The following is a 16,377-nucleotide window of genomic DNA, read 5'->3' on the forward strand; positions in this document are numbered from 1 at the left end:
ATATCTACCTTTGCAACGTCAAAACAAAAAAGAAGATGATTCAGAACTTTACATATATTCTACTGTGTGGTATTATTATTCTACTGGCAAAGTTTAGTGGAAGTGAGTGCTGTGCGTGAATATATATGTAAGATGCAATGATATATGAAGCCTTTCTCACTTCCAAGTGTGAAAGGCTTTTTTTATGGAACATAAATTAAATACAATAAAGCAATGAGTGACAAATTATTTATTTTCGACACAACGCTCCGCGATGGCGAGCAGGTTCCGGGATGCCAATTGAATACAGTGGAAAAGATTCAGGTAGCCAGACAACTGGAAGCCTTGGGGGTGGACGTGATTGAAGCCGGATTTCCGATTTCAAGTCCGGGAGATTTCAATTCGGTCATTGAGATATCAAAAGCTGTGACATGGCCCACCATCTGTGCCTTGACACGTGCCGTACAGAAAGATATTGATGTGGCGGCAGAGGCTTTGCAGTTTGCCAAGCATAAACGTATCCATACTGGTATCGGTACATCTGACTCGCACATTAAATATAAATTTAATTCCAATCGCGAGGAAATAATAGAGCGTGCAGTGGCTGCCGTAAAGTATGCACGTAAGTATGTGGATGATGTAGAGTTCTATGCCGAAGATGCAGGCCGAACGGATAATGAATATTTGGCACGGGTGGTAGAAGCTGTTATCAAGGCAGGTGCGACTGTGGTGAATATTCCCGATACAACGGGGTATTGCTTGCCTGATGAGTATGGCGCGAAGATAAGATATCTGATGGAACATGTCAACGGTATTCATAATGCCATTATTTCTACTCATTGCCACAATGACTTGGGCATGGCTACTGCCAATACAATGGCTGGCGTACTGAATGGTGCCCGCCAGGTGGAGGTAACCATCAATGGTATTGGTGAACGTGCCGGCAATACTTCTCTTGAGGAAGTGGCGATGATTATCAAATGTCACAAGGACATAGAAATCGAGACCAACATCAATACACAGAAGATTTATCCAACCAGCCGTATGGTGTCTAGCCTGATGAACATGCCGGTGCAGCCCAACAAGGCTATTGTAGGTCGCAATGCTTTTGCCCATTCGTCGGGTATCCACCAGGATGGTGTGTTGAAGAATGTACAGACTTACGAAATCATTGACCCGCATGATGTGGGTATTGATGATAATTCCATCGTATTGACAGCCCGTAGCGGACGTGCAGCCTTGAAGAATCGTTTGTCGATATTGGGAGTACAACTGGATCAGGAGAAGTTGGACAAAGTGTATGAAGAGTTCTTGAAACTTGCCGATAAGAAGAAGGATATCAACGATGATGATATTCTGGTATTGGCAGGGGCAAACCGTACGCAGAACCACCGTATCAAACTGGAATATCTTCAGGTGACCAGTGGGGTGGGGGTTCGTTCGGTTGCCAGCTTGGGATTGAACATCTCTGGCGAGAAGTTTGAAGCCGCCGCCAGTGGAAACGGTCCGGTAGACGCTGCTATCAAGGCTTTGAAGAAGATTATTGACCGCCATATGACATTGAAGGAATTCACTATCCAGGCTATCAGCAAGGGTAGCGACGATATGGGTAAGGTACATATGCAGGTGGAATACGATAATCATATTTATTATGGGTTCGGTGCCAATACGGATATTATCGCGGCATCAGTGGAAGCGTACATCGACTGTATCAATAAGTTCAAGATGTGATTTTAATCGTAAATTGTAAATAGCTAAATTGTACATAAAGAGATGAATACATTATTTGATAAAATCTGGGATGCCCATGTGGTACAGAAAGTGGAAGACGGTCCCACACAGCTTTATATTGACCGGCTTTATTGTCATGAAGTAACCAGCCCGCAAGCCTTTTCAGGATTGCGCGAACGTGGAATCAAGTGTTTCCGTCCGGAAAAGATTTTCTGTATGCCCGACCATAACACGCCGACGCATGACCAGGACAAGCCGATTGAAGACCCGGTTTCAAAGACTCAGGTAGATACACTGGCCAAGAATGCGGAAGAGTTTGGATTGGCCCATTTCGGCATGATGGACAAGAAGAACGGAATTATCCATGTAGTAGGCCCGGAACGCGGGCTGACCCTGCCTGGCATGACCATTGTCTGCGGTGACTCGCATACTTCCACCCACGGGGCGATGGGAGCAGTGGCTTTCGGTATCGGTACGAGTGAGGTGGAAATGGTAATGGCCTCGCAATGTATCCTTCAGACCCGTCCTAAGACAATGCGCATCACTGTCGACGGCAAACTTGGCAAGGGAGTGACGGCAAAAGATGTAGCATTGTATATGATGTCGAAGATGACGACCAGCGGCGCTACGGGATATTTCGTGGAATATGCCGGAGAAGCTGTGCGTGGTCTGACTATGGAAGGCCGTCTGACCTTGTGCAATCTGAGTATAGAGATGGGTGCCCGCGGCGGTATGGTTGCTCCGGATGAGACCACTTTCGAGTACATCAAAGGACGCGAATATGCTCCGAAGGGTGAGGCATGGGACAAGGCATTGGCCTATTGGAAAACATTGAAGAGTGATGAGGATGCAGTGTTCGACAAGGAAGTCCGTTTTGCTGCCGAAGATATTGAACCGATGATTACATACGGTACCAACCCGGGCATGGGTATGGGTATCACACAACATATTCCTACTACCGAAGGCATGGGAGAAGCTGCCCGGACCTCTTTCATGAAGTCTATGAGCTATATGGGTTTCCAACCGGGAGAACCTTTGCTGGGTAAGAAGGTTGACTATGTGTTTTTGGGTGCCTGCACCAATGGACGCATTGAGGATTTCCGTGCATTTGCCTCCATTGTGAAAGGCCGTCGGAAAGCCGAGAATGTAGTGGCATGGCTGGTTCCGGGCTCCTGGATGGTAGATGCACAGATTCGCGAAGAGGGACTGGACAAGATTTTGGAAGAGGCCGGTTTTGCCATTCGCCAACCGGGTTGTTCTGCTTGCCTGGCAATGAACGACGATAAGGTGCCTGCCGGAAAGTATGCAGTGTCTACCAGTAACCGTAATTTTGAAGGACGCCAGGGACCGGGTTCCCGAACACTGCTTGCCAGCCCGCTTGTAGCTGCAGCAGCGGCAGTGACTGGAGTAATTACTGACCCGAGAACGCTGATTTGATGTACGATTGGACGATTTACGATTAAAATTACTTCGTAAATCAAACATCGTTCAACAAAGGTAAATCAAGAGTATTTTCAATCGTAAATTGTAAATCGTAAATACAAAGATGAAGACAAAATTTGATATAATAACCAGTACTTGTGTGCCTCTTCCATTAGAGAATGTGGATACAGACCAGATAATCCCTGCACGTTTTCTGAAAGCTACTACCCGTGAGGAAAAGTTCTTCGGAGATAATTTATTCCGCGATTGGCGCTATCATCCGGACGGTTCTCTGAACAAGGACTTTGTTTTGAACAATCCCACTTACGGTGGACAGATTCTGGTGGCGGGAAAGAACTTCGGTTCCGGTTCCAGCCGTGAGCATGCTGCATGGGCCATTGCCGGTTACGGTTTCCGCGTGGTGGTATCGAGTTTCTTTGCCGATATACACAAGAACAATGAACTGAACAACTTTGTGCTTCCGGTGGTGGTAAGTGAGCCGTTCCTGAAAGAGTTGTTCGACTCTATCTCTGCCAATCCGAAGATGGAAGTGGAAGTGAATCTGCCCGAACAGACCATCACCAACAAAGCTACGGGCAAGATCGAACATTTTGAAATCAATGCCTACAAGAAACATTGCCTGATGAATGGCTTGGATGACATCGATTTTCTGGTTGAGAATAAAGATAAGATAGAAGCTTGGGAGAATAAAAATGAAGCATAATCATCCGAAGATAGAAATCATGGACACTACGCTCCGCGACGGTGAACAGACCAGCGGAGTCTCCTTTGTGCCCCATGAGAAGCTGATGATTGCCCGTTTGTTACTGGAGGAATTGAAGGTAGACCGGGTGGAGGTGGCTTCTGCGCGGGTATCCGAAGGAGAGTTTGATGCCGTAAAAATGATTTGTGACTGGGCGGCACGCCGTAATCTGTTGCCAAGAGTAGAAGTGCTTGGCTTTGTAGATGGCCACACGTCGGTGGACTGGATACATGCGACCGGTTGCCGTGTCATCAATCTGCTGTGCAAAGGCTCGCTGAAGCATTGCACCTACCAGTTGAAGAAGACTCCCGAAGAGCATATCGAGGATATTCTGTCCGTAGTGGATTACGCCAACGAGCAGGATATGGTAGTGAATGTCTATCTGGAAGACTGGAGCAACGGCATGAAAGATTCTCCGGAATATGTGTTCCGTCTGATGGACGCCTTGGAGCAGACCAATATCCGCCGCTATATGTTGCCTGACACGTTGGGCGTATTGAACCCGCTGCAGGTCATCGAGTTCATGCGCAAGATGGTGAAACGCTATCCGCATGCCCATTTTGACTTCCATGCCCACAATGACTATGACCTTGCCGTGAGCAATGTGCTTGCCGCCGTACTTAGCGGTTGCAAGGGACTGCATACTACCATTAACGGCCTGGGCGAACGCGCCGGCAATGCTCCGCTTGCCAGTGTGCAGGCTATCCTGAAAGACCACTTCAATGCCATTACCAACATTGACGAAAGCCGCCTGAACGACGTAAGCCGTGTGGTGGAGTCCTACTCGGGCATCGTCATTCCCGCCAATAAACCGATTGTTGGCGAGAATGTATTTACCCAAGTGGCAGGCGTCCATGCCGACGGTGACAATAAAAGTAACCTCTACTGCAACGACCTCCTGCCCGAACGCTTTGGTCGCAAGCGAGAGTATGCCCTGGGCAAGAACAGCGGTAAAGCCAATATCCGGAAGAATCTGGAGGACTTGGGGTTACAACTGGATGAAGATGCCATGCGCAAAGTGACCGAACGCATCATTGAGTTGGGCGACAAGAAAGAGCTGGTGACGCAAGAAGACCTGCCCTATATCGTTTCGGACGTACTGAAGCACGGAATGGCAGAAGAACGCGTCAGCCTTAAGAGCTATATTGTGAATCTGGCGTATGGATTGAAGCCGATGGCTACGTTGAAGATAGAAATTAACGGAAAGGAATATGAGGAAAGTTCCAGTGGAGATGGCCAGTATGATGCTTTTGTGCGCGCCTTGCGCAAGATATATAAAGTGACACTGGGTCGTAAGTTCCCGATGCTGACGAACTATGCCGTGACCATTCCTCCCGGTGGGCGTACCGATGCCTTTGTGCAGACGGTTATTACCTGGAGTTTTGAAGATACGATATTCCGTACACGCGGATTGGACGCAGACCAGACGGAAGCGGCCATCAAGGCGACGGTGAAGATGCTGAATATCATAGAAGACGAATACGAATCATAAAAAATGGATCTCATGGAGAAAAAGAAATCGTTTTTTGAGAGGCGTCCTTATGTATGCTATGCGTTGTATGCAGGCTTGCTTTTTGCTTTCAACCTCTTTCTGCGTTGGTGGAGCGGCGAGTTGGATGCGGACGAGTATCTTATGTCAGCCATCAATACCCTTATATTGACAGCAGGTTTTGTGTGGGGTGATCGGTATCGCCGCAAGAATCTTGCAAACAAAAAGAAGATAGATGAACTTTTAAATAATAAAGAAAACAATGGATTTTAAAATTGCAGTGTTGGCCGGTGACGGTATCGGCCCCGAAATCTCTACCGTAGGCGTGGATGTGATGACTGCCGTGTGTGAGAAGTTCGGACATAAAGTGAACTATGAATATGCCATCTGCGGTGCAGACGCGATAGACAAGGTGGGTGACCCGTTTCCCGAAGCCACTTATGAGGCTTGTAAAAATGCGGATGCTGTATTGTTCTCTGCCGTAGGTGACCCGAAATTCGACAATGACCCTACTGCCAAAGTGCGTCCCGAGCAGGGCTTGCTGGCTATGCGCAAGAAACTGGGACTGTTTGCCAACATCCGTCCCGTGCAGACCTTCAAATGTCTGCTCCATAAGTCTCCCCTTCGTGCGGAACTGGTGGATGGCGCCGATTTCCTTTGCATCCGCGAATTGACCGGTGGCATGTACTTCGGTGAGAAATACCAGGACAATGACAAGGCGTATGATACGAACATGTATACCCGTCCTGAGATTGAGCGTATCCTGAAAGTCGGATTTGAATATGCCATGAAACGCAGTAAACATCTTACGGTGGTGGATAAAGCCAATGTGCTTGCCTCTTCCCGTCTTTGGAGACAGATTGCCCAGGAGATGGCACCGCAGTACCCCGAGGTGACAACCGACTATATGTTTGTGGACAACGCCGCCATGAAGATGATTCAAGAGCCGAAATTCTTTGACGTAATGGTTACGGAAAATACGTTTGGTGATATTTTGACGGACGAGGGTTCCTGCATCAGTGGCTCTATGGGATTGCTGCCTTCTGCTTCTACGGGAGAGAGCACGCCGGTATTCGAACCTATCCATGGTTCCTGGCCGCAGGCGAAAGGCTTGAATATAGCCAATCCGCTGGCGCAAATTTTGTCTGTAGCCATGCTTTTCGAATACTTCGACCTGAAAGAGGAGGGGGCGTTGATTCGTAAGGCAGTTGATGCTTCACTCGATGCGAATGTACGTACACCGGAGATTCAAGTAGAAGGTGGCGACAAATACGGTACCAAGGAAGTGGGCGCGTGGATTGTAGACTATCTTAAGAAGTCTTGATAACAGTGTCTCATTACCGTTCTGTTCATCAGTAACTTCTCACTGCAAAGTTCTGCAAACCTTTTGCAGTGTCACTGCAAAGCTGTTACAGTTGCGCTGCAAAGCAGTTGCAGTACCACTGCAAACCTATTTGCAGTAACGCTGCAGCTCGTTTGCAGTACTACTGCAAAAAGCATGCACCATCTTTGCAGTGGGAAGTCGCTGATTGTCAGATATGGTTCTTCCTCCTCATCCTGCCTTCTTCAATCGTTTCATATCCTTTCATCCTCTTTATTCGTGTTAAGCTTTGATAGATGGCAGTATAATCTTTCCTTTCCCGCACGGTTTATTTCTTGGAATTTCCATATCTTTGTCAGCATATCCATGTTACATAAGTGTGTACGGGAAGAATGTATTAGACAGTGAGATTATGGCGAAAATTGCAAAGAACCTGACGGAGTTGATTGGGCATACTCCTTTGATGGAATTGGCTGAATACAGTCGTAAATACGGATTGAAAAGAAATATTGTGGCTAAGCTGGAATCTTTTAATCCGGCGGGAAGCGTGAAGGACCGTGTGGCATTTGCCATGATTGAGGATGCCGAGGCACGTGGGGCTTTGAAACCCGGAGCCACGATTATTGAACCTACCAGTGGCAATACCGGCGTGGGACTGGCGATGGTAGCAACCATCAAGGGATATCATTTGATATTGACCATGCCGGAGACCATGAGTGTGGAACGCCGTAATCTGTTGAAAGCCTTGGGTGCGGAGATTGTACTGACCGACGGACTGGCAGGTATGGCCGGCTCCATTGCCAAAGCGAAAGAATTGCGGGATGCGATACCTGGTGCGGTTATTCTGCAGCAGTTTGAGAATCCCTCCAATGCCAAGGCTCATGAACATACTACGGGGGAAGAAATCTGGACGGACACGGATGGTAAAGTGACTGTTTTTGTTGCCGGTGTGGGTACGGGCGGTACGGTCTGTGGAGTGGCGCGTGCCTTGAAGAAACATAATCCGGATGTCTATGTTGTGGCTGTAGAACCGGCCTCCTCTCCGGTTCTGGAAGGAGGGGAAGACGCACCGCACCGCATCCAGGGGATTGGGGCCAATTTTATTCCTTCCATTTATGATGCTTCTGTAGTAGACGAGATTATTCCGGTGCCCGATGACGAGGCCATTCGTGGAGGACGAGAGCTGGCTTCTACGGAAGGCTTGCTGGCGGGCATCTCATCCGGTGCGGCGGTATATGCGGCACGGTTGCTGGCCGAACGCCCTGAATTTGCGGATAAAATGATTGTTGCCCTACTGCCCGATACGGGGGAACGCTATTTGTCAACAGAACTGTTCGCTTTCGATACCTATCCTTTGGAATAAATACTGAACTATTATATGAAGAAACTTATTTTTTCTTTCTTCTTGTGTGGAGCCACGATGTTCCCTGCCTTTTCACAAACCTATCAGGAACTGAGCGAACGTGCGGTTGCAGCCACGGAGCAAGACAGCTTGTCATTGGCCGAAAAATAGATTGAACAAGCTTTGAAAATGGAGCCCGCCAATCCTCATAACGCTTTGCTGTTCTCCAACTTGGGTACGATACAACGTCGGCAGCACCGGTATGAGCAGGCTCTTGACTCGTATACTCTGGCATTGAACATTGCTCCGCGTGCCATACCCGCCCTGATGAATCGTGCCGCTCTTTATCTAGAGTTGGGAAAGGATGACTTGGCCCGGATAGACTATTCTTTGGTGCTGGATATAGAGAGCGATAATCAGGAAGCCTTGCTGATGCGTGCCTATATCTATATGCGGCAGCGCAACTATAATTTTGCAAAGTCTGATTATGAACGTCTGCTGAAACTTGCCCCCCAGAGTTACAATGGCCGTCTGGGGTTGGCTACACTGGAGCAGAAGGAGGGCAAATATGAAGCGGCGCTTTCGATATTGAATGCCATGATTGCAGAAAAAGGAGGAGAAGCTACCCGGCTGACTACCCAGCAATATGCCGTACTTTACGTAGCACGTGCGGGTGTAGAGCAGGATATGAAACATGTGGACCTGGCCATGATGGACTTGGAAGAAGCCATCAAGCTGGATGCTTCGCAGACAGAAGCCTACTTGATACGGGGGCAAATTTACCTTTCTCAAAAGAAAAAGGAGTTGGCAAAACGTGACTTCGAAAAAGCCATTTCGCTTGGCGTGCCGCAAGGTGACCTTAGGGATTTACTGTTACAGTGTAAATAATATTCAACTGTATTTCCGTATCAGTTCCACAAACTCTTTTCCGTATTTCTTCTTTTTATATTCACCGATACCGCTGATATTACCAAATTCTTCTATGGTAGTGGGGCGGGAGGTGCTGAGTAGGTGGAGCACTTTGTCGGACAGTACGATATAGGCAGGAAGTGCTTCCTGGTCGGCAAGGCGTTTGCGGAGAGTGCGGAGAGCCTCGAAAAGTTCCCCACTTTCTTTATTGGGCAATCCCAATGGCAATTCTTTGGTTGGAACTGTAGCCTTGCGTTTACGGCCTCTTGTAGCTTGTACTGCTTCCTCGCGGCGGATGGTGACAAGCAGGGCGCGTGCTCTGCCAAACAAGACATCTGTTCCGCTTTGAGTAATTTTCAGATGGTTGTTTTCATTGTAGGCTATTTCGAAATAGCCGAGTTGCAACATTTGCAGCAGGTAGTCATGCCAATCTCTGGCAGGTACTTCACGCCCGGCTCCAAAGGTCTTAAGGCGATGGTATCCCCTTTCTGTAACTTCAGAACTCATGTTTCCTCGGAGGATGTCCACTAAAATACCGGTTCCTATCTGTTGCTCGGAACGCGCGATTGCACTAAGTGCCTTTTGTACGATTATTGTACCATCGAAACGTTCGGGGGGATTTTTGCATACATCACAGTTTCCACAGTCGCAGGTCGTATTTTCACCGAAATAGCTTAACAGAATGCGGCGGCGGCAGATATCTGCTTCCGCATATTGCTGCATGCGTTGCAGTTTTTCCAGGTTGATGCTTTGTTGTCCGCTGTCCGTTGCGAATTTAGTGAGCAGAATGAGGTCGGCCAGTGAATAGAACAAAAGGGTGTCACTGGGCATTCCGTCTCGTCCGGCACGTCCTATTTCTTGATAGAAACTTTCAATGCTTTTGGGCAAATTGTAATGAATTACCCAGCGCACATTGCTTTTGTCAATTCCCATTCCAAAGGCAATGGTGGCGCATACCACTTGCACGCGATCATTGATGAAGTCGTCTTGTGCTTCATCTCTTCGTGCCGACGACAGTCCGGCATGATAGACTGCTGACTTTATCCCTTGTTTTTGAAGCATTTGTGCCACTGTTTCAGTCTTGCTGCGGCTCATGCAATAAATGATGCCGCTCTCTCCCGGATGGCGGGCGATGAAGTCGAGGATGGCTTTGCTTTTTTCCTTCTGCTGGTAACCTCTTTTTACGGTGAGACTCAGGTTGGGACGGTCGAAAGATGAAATGAAAATTCTCGGTTGGTTGAGGTGTAGCTGTTTAATAATATCTTCACGGGTTATTTTATCGGCTGTGGCAGTAAGTGCAATGATGGGAACCTGGGGAAACAGTTGGTGAAGGATGTCCATCTGTGTATATTCCGGACGGAAATCGTGTCCCCATTGTGAGATGCAGTGAGCTTCATCAATGGCGAAAAGGGAAATATGCATATCCCTTAACAGATAGTTGGCTTCCGCCAATAATTTTTCAGGAGAAATATATAGCAGTTTCAGCTTGCCTTCCATGCATGCACGTCGTAGGGAAGCATTCTCTGTTTCATCATTATTGCTGTTCAGTGCACCGGCCGCGATACCGTTTGCACAGAGCGTTTCCACTTGGTCCTTCATCAAGGAAATGAGCGGAGAAACCACTACCGCCGTGCCTTCACTCAATAGGGCGGGAAGTTGGTAGCAGATGGATTTTCCACCTCCCGTAGGCATCAGTACCAATGCGTCTTTACGGTCCATCAGATGGCGTATGATGTCTTCTTGTAAGGGGCGGAAACTGTCGTAACCGAAATATGTCTTGAGCGTTTGTAGCATAATCTGGCAGTATGGATTTCTTCCGGCAAAGGTACACTAATTATTGCATATACTACAAATGGAAAGTCATCAAGATTTTGTATCATATGAGTTTCTGCAAAAGGTTAAAGTTTCTTATTAATGGCTGAATTGACCTACTTTTCAACCTTTTTCGTTGTTTATTTATCAAAAATATATACGGGAAAAGTTGTGTATTAAAAAAAAATGTCTGACTTTTGTAAAGTCTAAGGGGCTAACCCTTTGGCTTTTCCGATTTTAAACAACCCTAACCAGTTAATTCAATGAGTGATTTAGAAAACAATGCCCAGGAAAAAGGAACGAAGAAACGTCCTTACAACCTGCGCGAAAAGAAAGAAAAGGATGCTGCCTACCGTTCTTTGATAAGGCCGGAATTGGCAGATGAGTTGTATGACAAGATATTGAATATCGTTGTTGTACAAAAGAAGTACAGAGATGCTGATTATTCCGCTAAGGATTTGGCGAAAGAATTGCAGACCAATACTCGCTATTTGTCTGCAGTGGTGAATTCACGCTTCGGCATGAACTATTCTTGCCTGCTGAATGAATATAGAGTAAAAGAAGCGCAGCATTTGTTGACAGACAAAAGATATGCTGACAAGAATGTAGAGGAGATCAGTACGATGGTCGGCTTTGCAAACCGTCAGTCTTTTTATGCTGCTTTCTATAAAAATGTAGGTGAGACTCCTAATGGATATCGTAAAAGACACGCAGAAAAAGAAGCTAAGAAGAAATAATTCTGTATGACTGAATGAATAAAAAGGAAATATTCCGGAACAGTTGTTTCGGGATACTTCCTTTTCTTCTTTTTTAATACCAATCTATATACTCCCGACACATGAAGAAACAACTAATTTCTATGGTGACTGCCCTTTCTCTATTGACGGCTTGTGGCGGAAATCCGAAAACAACTGCTGAGGCAGAAAAAATTGACTATACAGTGGAACAATTTGCAGATTTACAGATTTTACGTTACCGCGTACCAGGTTTTGAGGATTTGTCCCTCAAACAAAAAGAATTGGTTTATTATTTGACGGAAGCGGCTTTGCAGGGCAGAGACATTCTTTTCGACCAGAATGGCAAGTATAACCTGACGATTCGCCGGATGCTGGAAGCTGTCTATACCGGCTATAAGGGAGATAAGAATACTCCTGATTTCAAGGCTATGGAAGTGTACCTCAAGCGGGTATGGTTCTCTAACGGCATTCATCATCACTATGGTAGCGAAAAGTTCGTTCCGGGATTTACTCCCGAATTCTTCAGGCAGGCTGTACAGAGTGTGGATGCAGCTACATTGCCGCTTGCCGAAGGACAGACTGTGGAACAACTGTGCGAGGAAGTGTTCCCCGTTATTTTCGACCCCACGGTGATGCCCAAACGGGTGAACCAAGCTGCCGGTGAAGATTTGGTTTTGACTTCCGCATGCAATTATTACGATGGCGTGACGCAGCAGGAGGCCGAAGATTTCTATAATGCCTTGAAGAATCCGCAGGATGAAACTCCCGTTTCCTATGGTTTGAATAGCCGTTTGGTGAAAGAGGATGGCAAGATTCAGGAGAAAGTATGGAAAGTGGGGGGCTTGTATGGACAGGCACTTGAAAAGATTGTCTACTGGCTGAAGAAGGCAGAAGGAGTTGCCGAGACTCCCGAGCAGAAGGCGGTGATAGCCAAACTGATGGAATTCTATGAAACCGGCGATTTGAAGACATTCGATGAATATGCCATTTTGTGGGTGAAGGATTTGAACTCACGCATTGACTTTGTGAACGGTTTTACCGAAAGTTATGGTGACCCGCTCGGCATGAAGGCAAGCTGGGAATCTCTGGTGAATTTTAAAGATTTGGAAGCTACCCAGCGTACAGAGTTGATAAGCGGCAATGCACAGTGGTTTGAGGACCATTCGCCGGTAGACGGACAATTCAAGAAGGAGAAAGTGAAAGGGGTGTCTGCTAAGGTAATCACGGCGGCTATTCTGGCCGGTGACTTGTATCCTGCAACAGCTATCGGCATCAACCTGCCCAATGCCAACTGGATACGTAGCCATCATGGTTCGAAATCCGTTACAATCGGTAACATTACAGATGCTTATAACAAGGCAGCTCACGGCAACGGGTTCAATGAGGAGTTTGTGTACAGTGATGCAGAGCTTCAACTGATTGATAAGTATGCAGATGTGACAGATGAACTGCATACTGACTTGCATGAATGTTTGGGACATGGTTCCGGTAAATTGCTCCCGGGTGTGGACCCCGATGCGTTGAAGGCATATGGTTCTACTATCGAAGAGGCGCGCGCCGACTTGTTCGGACTCTACTACGTGGCCGACCCGAAGCTGGTGGAACTGGGGCTTACTCCAAGTGCGGATGCTTATAAGGCCCAATACTACACCTATCTGATGAATGGTTTGATGACACAGCTTGTACGTATCGAACCGGGTAACAATGTAGAAGAAGCCCATATGCGCAACCGTCAGCTCATAGCCCGCTGGGTGTACGAGAAAGGTGCGGCGGAGAAGGTTGTGGAACTGGTAAAGAAGGATGGGAAGACGTACGTCGTGATAAACGATTATGAGAAAGTGCGTGACTTGTTTGGCCGGTTGCTTGCCGAGATACAGCGTATCAAGTCCACCGGTGACTATGCCGGTGCCCATGATTTGGTGGAAGCCTATGCCGTGAAAGTCGATCCCGCTTTGCATGCCGAAGTGCTGGAACGCTACAAGAAGCTGAATCTTGCGCCGTATAAGGGGTTCGTCAATCCCAAGTATGAAGTGGTGACGGATGCCGACGGTACTATAACAGATGTGACAGTGACTTATGATGAAGGTTATGCGGAACAGATGTTGCGTTATAGCAAAGACTATTCTACATTGTCTTCTGTCAATAAATGATGAACTATGATAGATACTAAAGAGCAGCTGCATCAGCGGCTGAAAGATATAAAGACACAGCTCCGTCTCTCAATGAACGGGGCTGTGTCCCAAAGTATGCGTGAGAAAGGGCTGGTATATAAGCTGAACTTTGGCGTGGAGTTGCCCCGTATCAAGGGTATTGCTGCCGGTTACGAGAAGGACCACTCTCTGGCTCAGGCTTTGTGGAAAGAAGATATCAGAGAGTGCAAAATATTGGCGGGACTTTTACAGCCGGTAGAGAGTTTCCTGCCCGAGATAGCCGATATCTGGGTGGAAGATATCCGTAATATCGAGATTGCAGAACTTACCTGCATGAATTTATTCCAACATCTTCCTTATGCGCCTGCCAAGTCCTTCCATTGGATTGCAAGCGAGGACGAATACACGCAGGTTTGCGGCTTCCTCACCATAGCCCGTCTATTGATGAAGAAAGGGGATATGAACGAACGGGTTGAAAATGAGTTCCTCGACCAGGCAATAACGGCTTTTTTGTCGGGCTCCTATCATGTACGCAATGCAGCCATGACTGCTATCCGCCGCTTTATGCAGCAAAATGAGGAAAATTCTTTTCAAGTTTGCCGCAGAGTGGAGGGTATGGACAATTCTTCTTCTGATGTAGAACAATTACTATACAATCTTGTAAAAGAGGAGGTTTGTTAGATTAGTTCTATGGTTATAGAGACTGATGCGGTAAGGGAATATTTCCCTTATCGCAATTTTTATCTCTTTCTCGTTTGCTTTCCACAAAAAAGGATTAACTTTGTTGGCTGTAAAACTGCGCCGTCAAATGGAAAGTCAGAATGTGAAAGATACAGTTAGGCAGATATTCACTGAATATCTGAATGCGAACGGGCATCGGAAGACTCCCGAACGTTATGCTATACTTGACACCATTTACTCCATAGACGGTCATTTTGATATCGACACGCTCTATTCACTGATGGCCGACCAGGAGAACTTCCGCGTCAGCCGTGCAACGCTTTACAATACCATCATTTTGCTTATAAATGCTCGTCTGGTCATCAAGCATCAGTTCGGCAACTCTTCCCAATACGAAAAATCTTATAATCGCGATACGCACCATCACCAGATATGCACCCAGTGCGGAAAGGTGACCGAGTTTCAGAACGAGGAGTTGCAACATGCCATTGAGAATACCAAACTGAGCCGTTTTAATCTTACGCACTATTCCTTATATATGTATGGGTTGTGCAGCAAGTGTGACCGGGCCAATAAACGGAAGAAAAAGAATAATAACCATAAAAAAGAAAAATGAAAGTAGACGTATTATTAGGATTACAATGGGGCGACGAAGGCAAAGGCAAAGTCGTTGATGTGTTAACTCCGAGATACGATGTCGTAGCTCGTTTCCAGGGCGGACCGAATGCCGGACATACACTCGAGTTTGAAGGGCAGAAGTATGTGCTCCGTTCCATTCCGTCTGGAATATTCCAGGGAGACAAGGTGAATATCATCGGTAACGGAGTGGTGCTTGACCCGGCTCTCTTCAAAGCGGAAGCCGAATCATTGGAAGCGTCCGGCCATAACTTGAAGGAACGCTTGCACATTTCCAAGAAAGCACACCTCATTCTGCCGACTCACCGCATACTGGATGCTGCATACGAAGCAGCCAAAGGCGATGCAAAGGTAGGAACGACCGGAAAAGGCATCGGACCGACTTACACGGATAAAATCAGCCGTAACGGTGTGCGTGTAGGCGACATTCTGCATGACTTTGACAAGAAGTATGCAGCGGCCAAGGCCCGTCATGAGCAAATCTTGAAAGGCTTGAACTATGAGTATGACATTACCGAAATGGAGAAGGCATGGTTCGAAGGTATCGAATACTTGAAACAATTCCAGTTGGTGGATAGCGAACATGAGATGAACAATCTGCTGGCTGCCGGCAAGTCTGTATTGTGCGAAGGTGCGCAGGGGACAATGCTGGACATTGATTTCGGTTCTTATCCGTTTGTAACGTCTTCCAATACGGTTTGTGCAGGTGCTTGTACCGGTCTGGGTATTGCTCCCAACAAGATTGGTGAGGTATATGGGATTTTCAAAGCCTATTGTACGCGCGTAGGTGCCGGTCCGTTCCCGACGGAATTATTCGACAAGACCGGTGACCAGATTTGCACGCTGGGTCATGAGTTCGGTTCTGTGACAGGACGTAAGCGCCGTTGTGGCTGGATTGACCTGGTGGCATTGAAATATGCCATTATGGTAGACGGGGTTACCAAACTGATTATGATGAAGAGCGATGTGCTCGATTCTTTTGAAACCATTAAGGCTTGTGTAGCTTACAAGATGGATGAGGAAGAGATTGATTACTTCCCGTTCGATATCAATGAGACTGTTGAACCGGTTTATGTAGAGCTACCCGGTTGGCAGACGGATATGACCAAGATGCAGAGTGAAGATGAGTTCCCGGAAGAATTCAATGCATATTTGTCATTCCTGGAAGAACAGCTTGGTGTGCCCATCAAGATTGTTTCTCTGGGACCGGACCGTGAGCAGACCATCGAACGGTATACAGAGGAATAATAAAACAAACAGATAACCTTAGACACGGATTACACGGATTTCGCGGCTTCATCTGAAGAACCGTGGGTGTCCGGATAATCCGTGCCTTTTTTATTTATTGCCATGAAAACACGTCTTTTGTCTTTTTTACTGTTGTTTCTTCTTGTGTGCTCCGCAC

General features: G+C 47.0%; 13 protein-coding genes and 1 pseudogene. 13 read left to right on the forward strand and 1 reads right to left on the reverse strand.

Annotation, left to right across the window (positions count from 1 at the left end):
- The first annotated feature begins 213 nt into the window (after positions 1–213).
- The 8 genes and pseudogenes from ABUA47_RS15240 (at position 214) to ABUA47_RS15275 (ending at position 8,935) form a co-directional block, all read left to right on the forward strand.
- Positions 214–1,710 carry a 2-isopropylmalate synthase gene (locus ABUA47_RS15240; protein ID WP_005835565.1) on the forward strand — a complete coding sequence of 499 codons (1,497 nt, stop codon included), beginning with the start codon at positions 214–216 and terminating at the stop codon, positions 1,708–1,710.
- Positions 1,711–1,752: 42 nt separating this feature from the next.
- Positions 1,753–3,147, forward strand: coding sequence for a 3-isopropylmalate dehydratase large subunit (gene leuC / locus ABUA47_RS15245; protein ID WP_005835566.1), 1,395 nt, complete (start codon positions 1,753–1,755; stop codon positions 3,145–3,147).
- A 109-nt stretch (positions 3,148–3,256) separates the two neighbouring features.
- The gene (gene leuD, locus ABUA47_RS15250) at positions 3,257–3,856 is read left to right on the forward strand and encodes a 3-isopropylmalate dehydratase small subunit (protein ID WP_005826193.1); all 600 of its coding nucleotides are present in this window, start codon (positions 3,257–3,259) and stop codon (positions 3,854–3,856) included.
- On the forward strand, positions 3,846–5,387 hold the full coding sequence (locus tag ABUA47_RS15255) for an alpha-isopropylmalate synthase regulatory domain-containing protein (RefSeq protein ID WP_005826194.1): 1,542 nt from the start codon (positions 3,846–3,848) through the stop codon (positions 5,385–5,387). The genes leuD and ABUA47_RS15255 overlap by 11 nt, the downstream gene beginning before the upstream one ends.
- Positions 5,388–5,399: 12 nt before the next feature.
- Complete coding sequence (locus ABUA47_RS15260; RefSeq protein ID WP_005835569.1) at positions 5,400–5,657, forward strand: hypothetical protein; 258 nt, start codon at positions 5,400–5,402, stop codon at positions 5,655–5,657.
- Entirely contained in the window at positions 5,647–6,708 is a 1,062-nt protein-coding gene (gene leuB / locus ABUA47_RS15265; protein ID WP_005835570.1) for a 3-isopropylmalate dehydrogenase, read from the forward strand. The genes ABUA47_RS15260 and leuB overlap by 11 nt, the downstream gene beginning before the upstream one ends.
- Positions 6,709–7,117: 409 nt before the next feature.
- Positions 7,118–8,068 (forward strand): cysteine synthase A, encoded by a 951-nt coding sequence (cysK, locus tag ABUA47_RS15270; RefSeq protein ID WP_035449638.1) that lies wholly within the window; start codon positions 7,118–7,120, stop codon positions 8,066–8,068.
- A gap of 15 nt (positions 8,069–8,083) precedes the next feature.
- Positions 8,084–8,935 (forward strand): annotated as a pseudogene (locus tag ABUA47_RS15275) (tetratricopeptide repeat protein).
- Positions 8,936–8,938: 3 nt separating this feature from the next.
- On the opposite strand, the gene recQ reads toward ABUA47_RS15275, so the two are convergent.
- Entirely contained in the window at positions 8,939–10,750 is a 1,812-nt protein-coding gene (gene recQ, locus ABUA47_RS15280; RefSeq protein ID WP_035449635.1) for a DNA helicase RecQ, read from the reverse strand.
- A gap of 281 nt (positions 10,751–11,031) precedes the next feature.
- Here recQ and ABUA47_RS15285 point away from each other — a divergent pair, with 281 nt between their 5' ends.
- From ABUA47_RS15285 to ABUA47_RS15305, 5 genes are all read left to right on the forward strand, one after another.
- A complete protein-coding gene (locus ABUA47_RS15285) occupies positions 11,032–11,505 on the forward strand; it encodes a helix-turn-helix domain-containing protein (protein ID WP_005826207.1) in 474 nt (157 codons plus the stop codon).
- A 101-nt stretch (positions 11,506–11,606) separates the two neighbouring features.
- Positions 11,607–13,655 (forward strand): dipeptidyl-peptidase 3 family protein, encoded by a 2,049-nt coding sequence (locus ABUA47_RS15290; RefSeq protein ID WP_035449633.1) that lies wholly within the window; start codon positions 11,607–11,609, stop codon positions 13,653–13,655.
- Between the two features lie 6 nt (positions 13,656–13,661).
- Positions 13,662–14,336, forward strand: coding sequence for a DNA alkylation repair protein (locus tag ABUA47_RS15295; protein ID WP_005835579.1), 675 nt, complete (start codon positions 13,662–13,664; stop codon positions 14,334–14,336).
- Positions 14,337–14,463: 127 nt separating this feature from the next.
- Positions 14,464–14,952, forward strand: a complete 489-nt coding sequence (locus tag ABUA47_RS15300; RefSeq protein ID WP_005835580.1) for a Fur family transcriptional regulator — start codon at positions 14,464–14,466, stop codon at positions 14,950–14,952.
- Positions 14,949–16,220, forward strand: coding sequence for an adenylosuccinate synthase (locus ABUA47_RS15305; protein ID WP_005826216.1), 1,272 nt, complete (start codon positions 14,949–14,951; stop codon positions 16,218–16,220). The genes ABUA47_RS15300 and ABUA47_RS15305 overlap by 4 nt, the downstream gene beginning before the upstream one ends.
- The last annotated feature ends 157 nt before the right edge of the window (positions 16,221–16,377 follow it).

Source organism: Bacteroides sp. RTP31139st1_H2_RTP31139_211217 (assembly GCF_040227615.1).
GTDB classification, from domain to species: Bacteria; Bacteroidota; Bacteroidia; order Bacteroidales; family Bacteroidaceae; genus Bacteroides; species Bacteroides uniformis.

Bases quoted from the DNA above. Each gene is read 5' to 3' on its own strand.
- ABUA47_RS15255 (WP_005826194.1), top strand. From the start codon at position 3,846: ATGAAGCATAATCATCCGAAGATAGAAATCATGGACACTACGCTCCGC.
- ABUA47_RS15285 (WP_005826207.1), top strand. From the start codon at position 11,032: ATGAGTGATTTAGAAAACAATGCCCAGGAAAAAGGAACGAAGAAACGT.
- leuD (WP_005826193.1), top strand. From the start codon at position 3,257: ATGAAGACAAAATTTGATATAATAACCAGTACTTGTGTGCCTCTTCCA.
- ABUA47_RS15290 (WP_035449633.1), top strand. From the start codon at position 11,607: ATGAAGAAACAACTAATTTCTATGGTGACTGCCCTTTCTCTATTGACG.
- ABUA47_RS15295 (WP_005835579.1), top strand. From the start codon at position 13,662: ATGATAGATACTAAAGAGCAGCTGCATCAGCGGCTGAAAGATATAAAG.
- ABUA47_RS15260 (WP_005835569.1), top strand. From the start codon at position 5,400: ATGGAGAAAAAGAAATCGTTTTTTGAGAGGCGTCCTTATGTATGCTAT.
- ABUA47_RS15300 (WP_005835580.1), top strand. From the start codon at position 14,464: ATGGAAAGTCAGAATGTGAAAGATACAGTTAGGCAGATATTCACTGAA.
- ABUA47_RS15240 (WP_005835565.1), top strand. From the start codon at position 214: ATGAGTGACAAATTATTTATTTTCGACACAACGCTCCGCGATGGCGAG.
- ABUA47_RS15305 (WP_005826216.1), top strand. From the start codon at position 14,949: ATGAAAGTAGACGTATTATTAGGATTACAATGGGGCGACGAAGGCAAA.
- cysK (WP_035449638.1), top strand. From the start codon at position 7,118: ATGGCGAAAATTGCAAAGAACCTGACGGAGTTGATTGGGCATACTCCT.
- recQ (WP_035449635.1), bottom strand. From the start codon at position 10,750: ATGCTACAAACGCTCAAGACATATTTCGGTTACGACAGTTTCCGCCCC.
- leuC (WP_005835566.1), top strand. From the start codon at position 1,753: ATGAATACATTATTTGATAAAATCTGGGATGCCCATGTGGTACAGAAA.
- leuB (WP_005835570.1), top strand. From the start codon at position 5,647: ATGGATTTTAAAATTGCAGTGTTGGCCGGTGACGGTATCGGCCCCGAA.